At 45.2% G+C, this 13,271-nt stretch carries 13 protein-coding genes and 2 tRNA genes; all 15 read right to left on the minus strand.

Annotation, left to right across the window (positions count from 1 at the left end):
* Positions 1-197: 197 nt before the first annotated feature.
* The 15 genes from ARA78_RS10995 to hpf all read right to left on the minus strand — a co-directional run bounded on the left by ARA78_RS10995 (position 198) and on the right by hpf (position 13,236).
* Positions 198-286: transfer RNA gene (locus ARA78_RS10995), tRNA-Ser, on the minus strand.
* Between the two features lie 40 nt (positions 287-326).
* Positions 327-412 (minus strand) — tRNA-Ser (locus tag ARA78_RS11000).
* A 46-nt stretch (positions 413-458) separates the two neighbouring features.
* Complete coding sequence (ispD, locus tag ARA78_RS11005) at positions 459-1,232, minus strand: 2-C-methyl-D-erythritol 4-phosphate cytidylyltransferase (protein ID WP_172674925.1); 774 nt, start codon at positions 1,230-1,232, stop codon at positions 459-461.
* A gap of 54 nt (positions 1,233-1,286) precedes the next feature.
* The gene (tsaD, locus tag ARA78_RS11010; RefSeq protein ID WP_022215803.1) at positions 1,287-2,309 is read right to left on the minus strand and encodes a tRNA (adenosine(37)-N6)-threonylcarbamoyltransferase complex transferase subunit TsaD; all 1,023 of its coding nucleotides are present in this window, start codon (positions 2,307-2,309) and stop codon (positions 1,287-1,289) included.
* Positions 2,310-2,336: 27 nt separating this feature from the next.
* Positions 2,337-3,251 carry a ribonuclease Z gene (locus tag ARA78_RS11015; RefSeq protein WP_055146418.1) on the minus strand — a complete coding sequence of 305 codons (915 nt, stop codon included), beginning with the start codon at positions 3,249-3,251 and terminating at the stop codon, positions 2,337-2,339.
* 40 nt (positions 3,252-3,291) lie between these two features.
* Complete coding sequence (locus ARA78_RS11020; RefSeq protein WP_055273680.1) at positions 3,292-3,507, minus strand: hypothetical protein; 216 nt, start codon at positions 3,505-3,507, stop codon at positions 3,292-3,294.
* A 138-nt stretch (positions 3,508-3,645) separates the two neighbouring features.
* Positions 3,646-4,104 carry a ribosomal protein S18-alanine N-acetyltransferase gene (gene rimI, locus ARA78_RS11025; RefSeq protein ID WP_055273682.1) on the minus strand — a complete coding sequence of 153 codons (459 nt, stop codon included), beginning with the start codon at positions 4,102-4,104 and terminating at the stop codon, positions 3,646-3,648.
* On the minus strand, positions 4,097-4,822 hold the full coding sequence (gene tsaB / locus ARA78_RS11030; protein ID WP_022215805.1) for a tRNA (adenosine(37)-N6)-threonylcarbamoyltransferase complex dimerization subunit type 1 TsaB: 726 nt from the start codon (positions 4,820-4,822) through the stop codon (positions 4,097-4,099). The genes rimI and tsaB overlap by 8 nt, the downstream gene beginning before the upstream one ends.
* Complete coding sequence (gene tsaE / locus ARA78_RS11035) at positions 4,819-5,256, minus strand: tRNA (adenosine(37)-N6)-threonylcarbamoyltransferase complex ATPase subunit type 1 TsaE (RefSeq protein WP_022215806.1); 438 nt, start codon at positions 5,254-5,256, stop codon at positions 4,819-4,821. The genes tsaB and tsaE overlap by 4 nt, the downstream gene beginning before the upstream one ends.
* Positions 5,257-5,318: 62 nt before the next feature.
* Positions 5,319-5,798 (minus strand): deoxycytidylate deaminase, encoded by a 480-nt coding sequence (locus ARA78_RS11040; protein WP_015533858.1) that lies wholly within the window; start codon positions 5,796-5,798, stop codon positions 5,319-5,321.
* 369 nt (positions 5,799-6,167) lie between these two features.
* Positions 6,168-7,373, minus strand: a complete 1,206-nt coding sequence (locus ARA78_RS11045; protein ID WP_022215807.1) for an aspartate kinase — start codon at positions 7,371-7,373, stop codon at positions 6,168-6,170.
* 133 nt (positions 7,374-7,506) lie between these two features.
* Positions 7,507-8,706 carry a homoserine dehydrogenase gene (locus ARA78_RS11050; RefSeq protein WP_055273684.1) on the minus strand — a complete coding sequence of 400 codons (1,200 nt, stop codon included), beginning with the start codon at positions 8,704-8,706 and terminating at the stop codon, positions 7,507-7,509.
* 126 nt (positions 8,707-8,832) lie between these two features.
* Positions 8,833-9,945 carry a peptide chain release factor 2 gene (prfB, locus tag ARA78_RS11055; RefSeq protein ID WP_022215809.1) on the minus strand — a complete coding sequence of 371 codons (1,113 nt, stop codon included), beginning with the start codon at positions 9,943-9,945 and terminating at the stop codon, positions 8,833-8,835.
* A 23-nt stretch (positions 9,946-9,968) separates the two neighbouring features.
* Entirely contained in the window at positions 9,969-12,542 is a 2,574-nt protein-coding gene (gene secA, locus ARA78_RS11060) for a preprotein translocase subunit SecA (RefSeq protein WP_015533855.1), read from the minus strand.
* Between the two features lie 166 nt (positions 12,543-12,708).
* Positions 12,709-13,236 (minus strand): ribosome hibernation-promoting factor, HPF/YfiA family, encoded by a 528-nt coding sequence (gene hpf, locus ARA78_RS11065; protein ID WP_022215810.1) that lies wholly within the window; start codon positions 13,234-13,236, stop codon positions 12,709-12,711.
* Positions 13,237-13,271 lie beyond the last annotated feature (35 nt).

Below are 13,271 nucleotides of genomic sequence, written 5' to 3' on the forward strand. Positions count from 1 at the left end.
TAAAAAGTTTGTAAATCCTATGTCAGAAATCATACTAGCTTGTATTTTTCCTAACCATCTTTACTGTTATTGGTTTGTTAGATCTTTGATGTCATCTCTGATCCGACGTTCTTGAAATTCTTTTTTTGGAATTTCAGGGTTGTCATGTTGTTAATTTTTCAAGGTTCTTATATAGCTCTGATACTAAGTATGTCTAACGGAGAAGGAGGGATTTGAACCCTCGCGCCGCTATTAACGGCCTACTCCCTTTCCAGGGGAGCCCCTTCAACCGCTTGGGTACTTCTCCAGTATCAAGCGCTTGAACTTTCATTATGTATGAAAGTCAGCGGAGAGAGAGGGATTCGAACCCTCGCGCCCTTTCGGACAAACGGTTTTCAAGACCGCCTCGTTATGACCGCTTCGATATCTCTCCAAGTTATTTTTGTTCGTCGCCATCAACCGGCGACTTGTACATATTATCACTTTACCATCTTTGTGTCAACATCTTTTTTCAAAAAATTTGAAGCAATTTTTAAATCCTCAGGAGTGGTGATTTTCAGGTTCTCATACGCCCCCATTATCACCTTCGTTCTGACGCTGCTATAACGCTCCACTATCATTGTGTCATCCGTTATAACCTGACATTTGTCATGCGCCAGTCCATCATAACAGGTAAGCAGAAGTTCCCTGTTAAAACTCTGTGGAGTCTGAACCTGCCACAGCCTGGATCTATCAGGAGTATCCACTCCCATCTGATCCTCATCTACTATCTTGATGGTATCCTTCACAGGTACACCCACTGTACACGCAGAATATATCTTTACTGCATCTATGGAATCTGTGATGATTTTCTGGGTTATGCATGGTCTCGCACCATCATGGATGAGTACATACTTCGCACCATCCGCCGCAATAAGTCCATTATGTACGGAGTCATAGCGCTCTGCCCCACCGGTCACGATCTTCCTGACTTTGGTGATGTTGTACCTGTCTACTATGTCATTTCTGCAATATTCTACATAATCCTCACCTGTGACAAGGATTATGTCATCAACCGGACTGTCCTGAAAGGCCTTGAGCGAATAATACAGTACGGGATAATCCCCCAGCGTCATAAACTGCTTAGGTATATCGCTGTGCATCCTGCTGCCCTTTCCGGCTGCAAGGACTATTGCCGTGACCTTTACTTCATCCACTGTATCAAAGATTTCTATATTTGATTCCTTGTAATCAGCATTATCCGCATCGCCCATGTTCATCTTCTCCCTAGTAGTAGTCTGACACCATCACACGCTTGACCAGGCTGGTTATCTCTCACCCAGCTTGAGGTTTGGTATGGCATTCAGATCCCATCCATGTCTTGTTCCATTTATGTATTCGTAGTATCCCGCCGCACCTATCATGGCCGCATTGTCCGTGCACAGTATCGGCGATGGATGATACAATGTAAGCCCAGCCTTCTCACAGGCCGCCTTCATGCTGGCTCTGAGAGCAGAATTGGACGCAACTCCGCCAGCTATGGCTATCTTATCCATATGGTATTCCTTTGCCGCAGCAACCGCATGCTCTGTGAGCACTTCCGTTACTGCTTTCTGGAACGATGCTGCCACATCGGCCTCATTGATCTGCTCGTCTCTCATATGGGCCTGATTGATATAGTTGAGCACTGCGGACTTCAGGCCACTGAAGCTGAAGTCATAGGCTGATTCTGCCACCTTTGCCCTTGGAAATTCTATAGCGTCAGGGTTGCCCTCCTTCGCCTTACGATCTATCTTCGGTCCTCCCGGATAACCCAGTCCTATAGCCCTTGCTACCTTGTCAAACGCCTCTCCTGCCGCATCATCCCTGGTTATTCCCAGTATCTCAAACTTGCCGTAATCGACTACCTTTACAAGATGTGTGTGACCTCCTGACACAACAAGGCACATGAACGGAGGCTCAAGCTCCTTGTTCTCTATATAATTCGCTGCGATATGACCTTCTATATGATGCACACCAACAAGTGGTATATCTTTTGCAAATGCTATGGCCTTGGCTGCTCCCACACCAACGAGAAGAGCGCCAACAAGCCCCGGTCCATATGTGACTGCAACCGCATCTATGTCATCCAGTGTGCACTCTGCCTCTTTGAGCGCCTGTCTTATGACCTGTGTAATCTTCTCTATGTGCTTTCGCGAAGCTATCTCCGGCACAACGCCTCCATAAAGTGTATGGATATCTATCTGTGAATATATTATATTTGACAGTACGTTTCTTCCATTCACAACAACCGCTGCGGATGTCTCATCACATGAGGATTCTATAGCCAGTATCTTTACATCTTTCTCCATAATTCATCTCACCTTTGTCGATCTATTCTACTTCTCCGAAAACTTGAGCGTTGTTGTCGTCCTGTCCTTTGCTGCAATAGTTCTCGGGAATATCTCTCTTATCTCATCCATAAACACCGCCGGTTTTGCCATCGACGGACTGTAATGTGTAAGCCACATCTCCCCCACATCTGCCTTTGCCGCTATGGCCGCAGCCTCCTGCATCATCATATGCTTATGCTCTATGGCTTTTATCTCTTTCTCCTTTTCGCCGTACATGCCCTCACATATGAACAAATCTGATCCGGCTGCATACTTCTCTATAAGGGGGGTCGGTCTGGTATCTGTGCAGTATGTGAGCTTCAGACCCTTGCGGTCAGGACCAAGCACCATATCAGGAGTATATATGTGTCCATCCTCCTCGTATGTGTTGCCCTTCTGCAAGCCATTCCAGTATTTCATTGGAATCTCATTCTCTCTAGCTCTATCCACGCTGAATTTTCCTGTTCTTGGAAGCGAAAGGGAATATCCATAACATGTCACATTGTGATTCACCCTGAATGCATCCACCCTGAGATCCTCCCACATAAAGCTCTCCTCAGCCTCCGAGAGCTCCTGGAACCTGATCTCAAACGGAAGCTCAGGCGCTATAACCCTGAGGGAATTGACTACCTTCTCAAGTCTCTTTGGGCCAACCATAAGAAGTGGCTCCGTTCTCTCGGCATTGCCTATCGTGAGCAGCAGCCCCGGCAATCCGCTTATATGATCTGCATGAAAATGTGTGAAGCAGATCACATCTATCTGCTTAAAGCCTATCATGCCCTGCTGACGCATTGAGGTCTGGGTTCCCTCTCCGCAGTCTATCAGCATCTCGTGTCCGTTATATCTGACCACGAGAGATGTAAGTGCCCTGTATGGCAGCGGCATCATCCCTCCGGTCCCCAAAAGACATACGTCTATCATCTTCTATCTCCATTTCTAAGGCAGAGTCTATATGCATACTCTATGCATACTCTGTCACATCATCTATTTCTGGAGGTATGACACATTCATTTACAAGTCTGTCGTAACAGTCCTCACACATCCTGAGTGTGTATTTTCTGCCATCCTTGCGCGAAAAATATCCCCACTCCTTCTGAATAAGGACGTAATCCTCCTTGTTATGCATATCTCCAAATACAATTATCCTTCCACACCTATTACATCTGATCTCACTCATATTTATCTCCTGTCCGACTGTATGCAGCCCTGTTATGAGTCTGATTATAAGTTAGATCCTTCACAGAATATACCGACAATGTTTTCCAGCCGTGCAAATGTGGTCTCCACGCACTGTATATTCTGCATATATCTATTACTACAACTGTTTTTGCATAACCAGACCATCCTCCACCGGTGAGTCGTAGTATTTTTTTCTTGTAGAAATTTTTATAAATCCAAACTGCTCATACATAGCTATCGCAGCAGCGTTGGATTCCCTGACTTCCAGAAATATGCTCTGCACATTCCTATCCTTGCAGTCATCGATCATGGCTTCCATCAGCTTACAGCCGATGCCACGACGTCTTGATCCGGCATCCACTGCTACCCTGAGCAGATCTGCACTGTCACACACCGCCGAATATATGATATAGCCGGCGATTTCTCCTTCAGAAGTCTCAAGGATCTTGACATGATCGTATGTCCCCTGTATAGATGAGGACACCATCTCCTCATTCCACGGATGCGAAAACACCGTCATCTCAAGTGCTGCTATCCCGGCCAGGTCTTTCATATCTGCCAGTCTCGGGCGTACATGGGAAAAACAGCTATTCATGTCCATCATTCTCCAGTTTTGCCTTTTCAGCTCTCTCCCGCTCTGCCTGTGACTGTCTGAGATATTCAGGGGCAAATGTATCCCCCTCCTCATACTGTCCGGCTGCATATCTCACCTGGGCTGCGGCTGCCACCGAGCCAGCTCTCTGCTTATTCATGTGTGCCGGAGCAAATGCGTAGTCTGCCGTCATCTTCTCTTTTAAAACATCAGCATACACATCTATTCCATCTCCCACAAATATAACCTTTTCCCCTCTCTCATTGAGTTGGTCTATAAGGTCAGCAATATCCATAGGAGTCTGATCCATTATCGTCTCAAGCCTGTCATCACTGTTAAAACTATAAAGTCCCGTATACACCTGTTTTCTTCTCGCGTCCATGATAGGGCAGATAAGTCTGTCAGTTCCCCACACATTGTATGCAAGCCCCTCAAGTGTCGGCACCGCAATAACCGGTATATTCCATGCAAGTGCAAGTCCCTTGACCGTCGCTGAGCCTATTCTGAGTCCTGTAAATGATCCCGGTCCGGCAGCAACAGCCAGCGCATCAAAACTCTCTTTGTCCGTCTCTGTCATCTTCACGATCTCTTCCAGCATAGGAAGCAGTGTCTGGGAATGTGTCTTCTTGTAGTTGGTTGTATATTCAGCTATCAAATTATTGTTCTCGACTATGGCAACGCTCGCCACAAGTCCTGAGCTGTCAAATGCTAAGATCTTCATATCTGATCATGCCTCTCTTCTATCGTAATACGCCTGTAATCAAGGCCCTTTGAAAGGTCCTTCTCTATGTCGATTCTGGTATATGTGTCAGGTAATATCTCCTCGATGAGGTTAGCCCACTCTATAAGACATACTCCATCTCCATACACCATCTCATTGTAGCCTATCTCATCCATCTCGTCTACATCGCCGATCCTGTACACGTCAAAATGATACAGAGGCAATCTGCCCTCGTCATACTCCTTCACAATAGTGAAAGTAGGGCTGTTCACCACTTCAGTGATTCCAAGTCCAGCTGCCACCCCCTGGGATATTATCGTCTTGCCAACTCCCAGATCTCCATATATACAGTACACCTGGCCAGGAGCTGCATTCTGTCCAAGCCGCACTCCTGCATTGTAGGTTTCTTCCTTGCTATTACTCTCTATGACCATATTCTCTCCTGTCTGTCATACATATGTGTTCTCTCCGGTATTCCGGAACTATTCTGTTACCTCTAAAGATTGAGCGTGATCTTCCTGCCTTTTGCTTCAAATGGTCTGTATGCAACACCAGCCATGTCAAACATTTTCTTGGAGGCTATGGTGCTCTCTGTCATCGCATACTTGTCTGACATATACACTACTTCCTTTATACCGCACTGAATAATAGCTTTGGCACATTCATTGCACGGGAACAGAGTAGAATATATGATCGCATCCTTGAGATTGCCACCTCTGTAATTAAGAATAGAGTTCAGCTCCGCGTGGCATACATAGAAATATTTGTTGTCAAGCGGGGCTCCGGACTTTCCCCACGGCATTGTGTCATCGTCGCATCCTGCCGGCATACCATTATATCCCATGGACAGAATTCTGTTGTTCTTGTCCACTATACACGCACCAACCTGCGTTGACGGGTCTTTGCTTCTCTCTGCCGACATCATCGCAATGCCCATAAAATACTGATCCCACGATATGTAATCTGTTCTCTTCATACCCTGACTCCTTTCAAATTCTTTTATGTTCCATTACCCGGGTGCAGCCGCATGAAAAGCGCTTCGCGCGGCGTCTGCTTCATCATAAGGAATCCCCCGCCTTAACGGCGGTTCCCCCTTATACGGGTGCAGCCGCATGAAAGACGCTTCGCGCGGCGTCTGCTTCATCATAAGGAATCCCCCGCCTTAACGGCGGTTCCCCCTTATACGGGTGCAGCCGCATGAAAAGCGCTTCGCGCGGCGTCTGCTTCATCATAAGGAATCCCCCGCCTTAACGGCGGTTCCCCCTTATGATAATTTACGCCGGAGTTTCCCCCGGCGTATATTGTAAGGTCCTGCAGAACAGAACTTCATATGATTCTGTTAGAATTAACGATCGCCGAGTGCGAACTTGTCATGGATTGCGTTCATTGCGCGCTCTGTATACTGCTCGTCGATGAGGACTGTAACTCTGATCTCTGATGTTGAGATCATTCTGATGTTGATATTCTCATCATAAAGAGCCTCGAACATCTTGGCTGCAACACCTGCATTTGACTGCATTCCTGCACCAACGATAGAAACCTTTGCAACATTCTTGTTGACATCTATGCTCTCAAACTTGCCTATGTTGTTCTTGATGATCTCCTCTGCTTTGTCTGCATTCTCATCACTACATGTGAATGTAATATCCTTTGTTCCATGTCTTCCTACTGACTGCAGTATCATATCTATATTGATGTCATTCTTTGCAAGCAGGTTGAAAAGCTTGAATGCAACACCCGGTGTGTCCTCTAATCCTACAACTGCCACTCTCGCTGAATCTGCATCCGCTGCAACTCCACTAACTAACATCTTCTCCATTCCAGTATCCTCCTTAACTATTGTACCCTCTGAAAAATTGAGACTTGAACGAACAACCAGCTGAACGCCGAACTTCTTTGCAAGCTCAACTGAACGGTTGTGCAGAACGCCTGCTCCAAGTGTAGCAAGCTCAAGCATCTCATCGTATGTTATCGTATCCAGCTTACGTGCGGTCTTTACCTTACGTGGATCTGCTGTATATACTCCATCCACATCTGTGTATATCTCACACGCATCAGCGTTAAGTGCCGCTGCAAGTGCAACAGCTGTTGTATCTGAACCACCACGACCAAGAGTTGTGTAATCGTCATACTTGTTAATTCCCTGGAATCCTGTGACAATAACTATCTTTCTCTGCTCCAGCTCATGTCTTATTCTCTCAACATCGATTCTCTTCAGACGCGCATTGCCATACACTGAAGTTGTATGCATTGCCACCTGGAATGCGTTCAGAGAGATTGCAGGAACTTTAAGAGAATTCATAGCCATAGCCATAAGCGATACGGACATCTGTTCACCTATTGTAAAAAGCATATCCATCTCTCTCTTAGGTGGATTCTCATTTACCTGCTTAGCCATATCTATCAGCTCATCTGTGTATTTACCCATCGCAGACAGAACTACGACTACGTCGTTCCCCCTCTGCCAATCCTCAATACATCTTTTGGCCACGTTAAAGATTCTTTCGGTATTTCCAACAGAAGTACCACCAAACTTCTTTACTATTAACATATTATCCTCCTGATCGCTCATTTGAAAATTTGTATATTTAACTCTTCACCGGAGCGGTCCGGTAAAAAGAAATAAGCCTTTTGTAAAATACCGCAATTCGACTAGGATTGCAAGGTCATTGAATAATATTGTACTAATCCAGCACTCTAAGAGCACTCTTGACACCAATCTTATTGCAACATGCCTCAAATTCACCCTCTGTGATCACTGCTGTAACAAATGCCTTTTCATCGAGATCAGAATCGACATACTCAACATCACCAAATACCGCCTTGATGGCAGCCTCATCCTTCTCATCTGTTCTGACAAAGAATCTGCTCTCTGAGTCCGCAAATGTACCCATCTCAAGTTCTTCGTCCTCCCATATGATAGGAACATGTCTTCCCGCATTCTTCACTGCATCAATAACGTCTGATACAACCGCAGACGCTGTTGGAAGCTTTCCGGCGCCCTTGCCGTAGAACATTACGTCGTCAAGTGCATTACCATGTACAAGTATGCCATTGTATACATCATCTATCTTTGCCAGCGGATTGTCATGTGGAAGCATGACCGGGGCAACATATGAATATAGCTTGCCGTCTGTTTTTCTGGTTGTTCCGACAAGTTTTACAGAGTAACCCATCTTATCCGCATACTTGAAATCATCTGTTGTTATCCTGGTTATTCCCTCCATATGTATCCTGTTGTAATCCAGGTTCTTGCCATATACGAGAGATGTAAGTATAGCTATCTTTCTACACGCATCGCCACCCTCTACATCAGCCTCAGGATTGCGCTCCGCATATCCGAGCTCCTGTGCCTGCTTCAGCACTGTCGCATAGTCAGCCCCCTCTTTATCCATCTTGGTTAGGATGTAATTCGTTGTACCATTGAGTATTCCTGTGATCTCCGTAACATCATCCGCAGTTATGGATGTGTTAAGTGGTCTTATAACAGGAATTCCACCGCCTGCTGATGCTTCAAAGAAGAAATTGATATTGCTCTCTCTGGCAATCTTTATAAGCTCAGGTCCATGAACGGCCACAAGCTCCTTGTTGGAGGTTGCCACACTCTTGCCGGCAATCAGGCACTTCTTGACAAATGTATATGCAGGCTCAACACCTCCCATAACCTCCACAACGACGCTTATATCATCATCGTTAAGTATATCTTCAAAATCATGGGTGAGAATGTTCTCGACAGGATCCCCAGGAAACTCCCTGAGATCAAGCACTCTCTTAACGTTTATCTCCTGTCCAGCTCTCTTGTTAACAATATCATGGTTGGTGTTAATCACTTCCACAACTCCTGAACCCACTGTACCATAACCTAATACTGCTATATTCACCATGTTTTTATCTCCTTCTTATCTCCTTTTTCTGCATAATAATGCAAGTTTAGTACGTCATTACTTTATCAGTATAAAGCGTCATTGTCAAAGACTAATTTCTTATCATCAAATGACTCTCATGTGCTGCTACACCTCAACCTTATTCACCCATTTGAGATAGGCTGTCATAAATCCATCAAGATCTCCATCGAGAACCGCCGATACATTTGAATTCTCATAGGATGTACGTTTATCCTTGACCATGGTATACGGTTGGAGCACATACGATCTTATCTGACTTCCAAAACCATTGTCAGTTACCTCTCCGCGGATGTCCGAAATCTTCTCCAGATTCTCCTGTTTCTTCAAAAGATAAAGTTTGGACTTCAGCATCTGCATAGCCTTATTCTTGTTCATGAGCTGTGATCTCTCATTCTGGCACTGAACAACTATACCGGTAGGATAATGTGTGATTCTGATGGCCGATGATGTCTTATTGATATGCTGGCCACCTGCACCGCTCGATCTGTAGGTATCTATCCTTATATCTTCATCCCTGATCTCTATCTCCAAATCCTGCTCTATATCCGGTATGACATCACAGGATGCAAACGAAGTCATTCTCTTGCCGGCCGAATTGAATGGTGATATTCTTACCAGTCTGTGCACTCCCTTCTCTGACTTGAGATATCCGTACGCATGCTGCCCATTTATCTGAATGGTCACAGACTTTATACCAGCCTCATCGCCCTCAAGGAAATCGAGCACCTCAACACTCATGCCGTGCTTTTCTGCCCATCTGGTATACATTCTGTACAACATACTCGCCCAGTCGCAGGACTCCGTTCCGCCCTCTCCTGAATGGAGTGTGAGTACCGCATTACAGTCATCAAACTCGTCAGTGAAGAGAAGATTTATCCTATACTCCTCAAATTCCTTCGTAAATATATCTATCTGCTCCCCTATCTCAGGCACAAGACTCGGATCATTCTCCTCCTCCGCCATCAGGATCAGTGTATCTATATCCACATAGTCATTCTCAAGCTTCTTATAGTTGTCAACCAGATCCTGAAGTCCCTTCAGTTCCTTCGATACCTCACGGGATCTGTCGATATCATCCCAGAAATCCGGCTGTTCCATCTCATAATTAAGCTTTGCTATTCTGTCTGTCTTGTTTTCAATGTCAAGGGATGACTTGACCTCCCCCAAGGGATCCCTATAGGAGGCCATCGTCGCCCTGAACTCATCCAATTCTATCACTTGGTTTCTCCTGTATCACGTATTTATGCGTTCTTACCGCAGCAGTTCTTATACTTCAGACCGCTTCCGCATGGACAGAGATCATTTCTACCTATCTTCTTGGCTTTCTTTACAGGTCCCCTTGACACTGTGTCATCCTTATTGGTTCCTGTAACCTTATTCACCTCTTCACGCTCAATCTTCTGCTCAACCTTTATTCTGAGAAGAAGCTTTACAGTATCCTCACGGATCGCTGCTGTCATGTCATTGAACATGTCATATCCTGCGAATTTGTATTCTACAACAGGATCTCTCTGGCCAAGTGATCTAAGTCCGATTCCCTGTCTCAGATTATCCATGTCGTCGATATGATCTGTCCACTTTCTATCTATAGTCTTGAGGAGTATAACTCGCTCGATCTCTCTCATCTGATCAGGATCACCGATCTCTTCCTCCTTGGCAGCATAGAGCTCAAGAGCTTCATTGTACAGTCTGTCCTTCAGCTCGCTGATATCTGCCTTTTTGATCTCCTCTTCGGTAAGTGTAACCGGCTCAGCAAATGGAACTATGCCCCTTATCATGTCATCCAGCTCTACCTGATTCCAATCCTCAGGTGCTGTCTCTGATGAGCATACCTGATCTACTGCTGCATTTATATCATCCTTTATCATCTTGAGGATAACCTCGTGCATGTTCTCGCCGTCAAGAACTCGTCTACGCTCCTTGTAAATGATCTCTCTCTGCTCGTTGTTAACACGGTCATACTCAAGAAGATTCTTTCTTATGGCAAAGTTGTTACCCTCGATCTTCTTCTGTGCCTTCTCTACGAAGTTGGAAATAGTCTTATGCTCTATCTCCTCGCCCTCAGGTATCTTAAGGGTATCGTACACTGACATAACTCTCTCTGATCCGAAAAGTCTCATCAGATCATCTTCCAGTGACAGATAGAACTTTGACTCTCCCGGATCTCCCTGTCGTCCTGAACGTCCACGGAGCTGATTATCGATACGTCTGCTCTCGTGTCTCTCTGTACCGATGATCCTGAGTCCTCCGAGCTCTGCAACACCCTCGCCGAGCTTGATATCAGTACCACGTCCTGCCATGTTAGTCGCGATGGTTACCGCATTCTTCTGTCCAGCGTCTGCAACTATCTCAGCCTCAAGCTCGTGGAACTTGGCATTGAGCACCTTGTGAGGTATCTTTCTCTTGGACAGCATATGACTGAGTTCCTCTGATGCGTCGATATTGATCGTACCGACAAGCACCGGCTGTCCCTTTCTGTAACTTATATTAATCTGCTCAACGATCGCATTGAGCTTTTCTTTCTTAGTCTTAAATATAGAATCCGGCTGATCTATTCTCTGTATAGGTCTGTTCGTAGGAATGACAACAACGTCCATTCCATAGATCTCTCTGAACTCCTCTTCCTCTGTCTGGGCTGTACCTGTCATACCTGCCTTCTTGTCAAACATGTTGAAGAAGTTCTGGAATGTGATCGTTGCAAGAGTCTTGCTCTCTCTCTTGACCTTTACATTCTCCTTTGCCTCTATAGCCTGATGCAGACCATCTGAGAATCTACGTCCGGGCATGATACGTCCGGTAAACTCATCAACGATGAGTACCTCATCATCCTTCACCACATAATCTCTGTCTCTGAACATGAGGTTATGTGCACGGAGTGCCAGGATGATATTGTGCTGGATCTCCATGTTCTCAGGGTCTGAGAGGTTGTCAATATGGAAGAACTGCTCTACCATCTTCACACCATTTGCAGTGAGCATGACGTACTTGTCCTTCTCATTTACAAGGAAATCTCCATCCTCCTCTATCTCTGTCTTCATGAGCATATCCATCTTGGATATCTCTCCATCACCCTCACCTCGCTTCATCTGTCTCGCAAGGTAATCACACATCTTGTAGAGCTCTGTAGACTTGCCGCTCTGACCGGATATGATAAGAGGAGTACGTGCCTCATCGATAAGAACTGAATCCACCTCATCGATTACACAGTAGTGAAGATCTCTCAGAACAAGCTTCTCCTTGTAGATTACCATGTTATCTCTCAGGTAATCGAAACCGAGCTCGTTGTTGGTAACATATGTAATATCGCAGTTATACGCCTCACGTCTCTCGTCTGTTGTGGAACTGTTGAGTATGATTCCTACCTTAAGTCCGAGGAATTCATGCACCTGCCCCATCCATTCAGCATCTCGCTTTGCCAGGTAGTCGTTGACAGTTACAACATGGACACCCTTTCCTTCAAGGGCATTCAGATAAGCAGGAAGTGTTGATACAAGTGTCTTTCCTTCTCCCGTTCTCATCTCTGCGATTCTTCCCTGATGGAGAACTATTCCTCCTATGAGCTGTACCCTGTAATGCTTCATTCCAAGTACACGGTATGCAGCCTCTCTCACAACCGCAAATGCTTCTACCAATATATCGTCTAACGTCTCGCCGGCAGCAAGTCTGTCCTTAAACTCTTGTGTCTTGCCCCTCAGCTCTTCATCTGAAAGTGCCTGCATCTTCTCGTCGAGTGCCTCTATCGCATCAACTATAGGATTGATCTTTTTCAATTCCTTCTCGCTGTGCGTTCCAAATATTTTCTCAAACAAACCCATGTTGTTTTTGACCTCCTAGCTATCGTTATTCAGGGTACATTCTAACATCATATGACATTTATATCAAGCAAAAAGGAGACCTTCTATAACCGAAAGTCTCCTTTAAAATACTATATTCAATTATCATCGGCACTTATATTAACTGTGCCTTTGCCAATATCTGATCTTAATATTCAGGCTCGATGATTCCGTATGTGCCGCCCTTTCTCTTGTATACGACATTGACCTCATCTGACTCTGCATTCCTGAATACATAGAAATTATGTCCAAGCAGATCCATCTGGATACATGCATCCTCTGGATACATAGGTTTTACTTCGAACTTCTTAGTTCTCACGATCTTGATATCGTCATCATCCTCAACGTCCTCGTCGACAAATGCATCGTTCAGGTATGCTACATTCTGCTCCTTGTCAATGAGCTTCTTACGATGCTTGGTAACCTGTCTCTCAATAACCTCTACAACGAGATCGATCGAAACATACATGTCATCGCTCACCTGCTCGGCTCTGATGATATGTCCCTTCATAGGAATCGTTACCTCTATCTTCTGTCTATCTTTCTCAACGCTGAATGTGACCTGTGCGCCAGTATCAGCTGCAAAGTACTTCTCAAGCTTTGAGAGCTTGTCCTGTACTGCATTTCTAAGTCCTTCTGTAACTTCAATGTTCTTACCGCTGATTATGTAATTCATGATGCCCAACTCCTTCTTTTTTGGATATAATCCAA

The sequence above is a fragment of the Coprococcus eutactus genome (assembly GCF_001404675.1).
GTDB lineage: Bacteria > Bacillota > Clostridia > Lachnospirales > Lachnospiraceae > Coprococcus > Coprococcus aceti.

Coding starts and splice junctions, on each gene's coding strand:
- ARA78_RS11020 (WP_055273680.1), bottom strand. CDS start 3,507: ATGAGTGAGATCAGATGTAATAGGTGTGGAAGGATAATTGTATTTGGA.
- ARA78_RS11040 (WP_015533858.1), bottom strand. CDS start 5,798: ATGAAGAGAACAGATTACATATCGTGGGATCAGTATTTTATGGGCATT.
- ispD (WP_172674925.1), bottom strand. CDS start 1,232: ATGGGCGATGCGGATAATGCTGATTACAAGGAATCAAATATAGAAATC.
- tsaB (WP_022215805.1), bottom strand. CDS start 4,822: ATGAAGATCTTAGCATTTGACAGCTCAGGACTTGTGGCGAGCGTTGCC.
- secA (WP_015533855.1), bottom strand. CDS start 12,542: ATGGGTTTGTTTGAGAAAATATTTGGAACGCACAGCGAGAAGGAATTG.
- ARA78_RS11015 (WP_055146418.1), bottom strand. CDS start 3,251: ATGATAGACGTATGTCTTTTGGGGACCGGAGGGATGATGCCGCTGCCA.
- tsaE (WP_022215806.1), bottom strand. CDS start 5,256: ATGGTCATAGAGAGTAATAGCAAGGAAGAAACCTACAATGCAGGAGTG.
- ARA78_RS11045 (WP_022215807.1), bottom strand. CDS start 7,373: ATGTTAATAGTAAAGAAGTTTGGTGGTACTTCTGTTGGAAATACCGAA.
- ARA78_RS11050 (WP_055273684.1), bottom strand. CDS start 8,706: ATGGTGAATATAGCAGTATTAGGTTATGGTACAGTGGGTTCAGGAGTT.
- rimI (WP_055273682.1), bottom strand. CDS start 4,104: ATGAATAGCTGTTTTTCCCATGTACGCCCGAGACTGGCAGATATGAAA.
- tsaD (WP_022215803.1), bottom strand. CDS start 2,309: ATGGAGAAAGATGTAAAGATACTGGCTATAGAATCCTCATGTGATGAG.
- hpf (WP_022215810.1), bottom strand. CDS start 13,236: ATGAATTACATAATCAGCGGTAAGAACATTGAAGTTACAGAAGGACTT.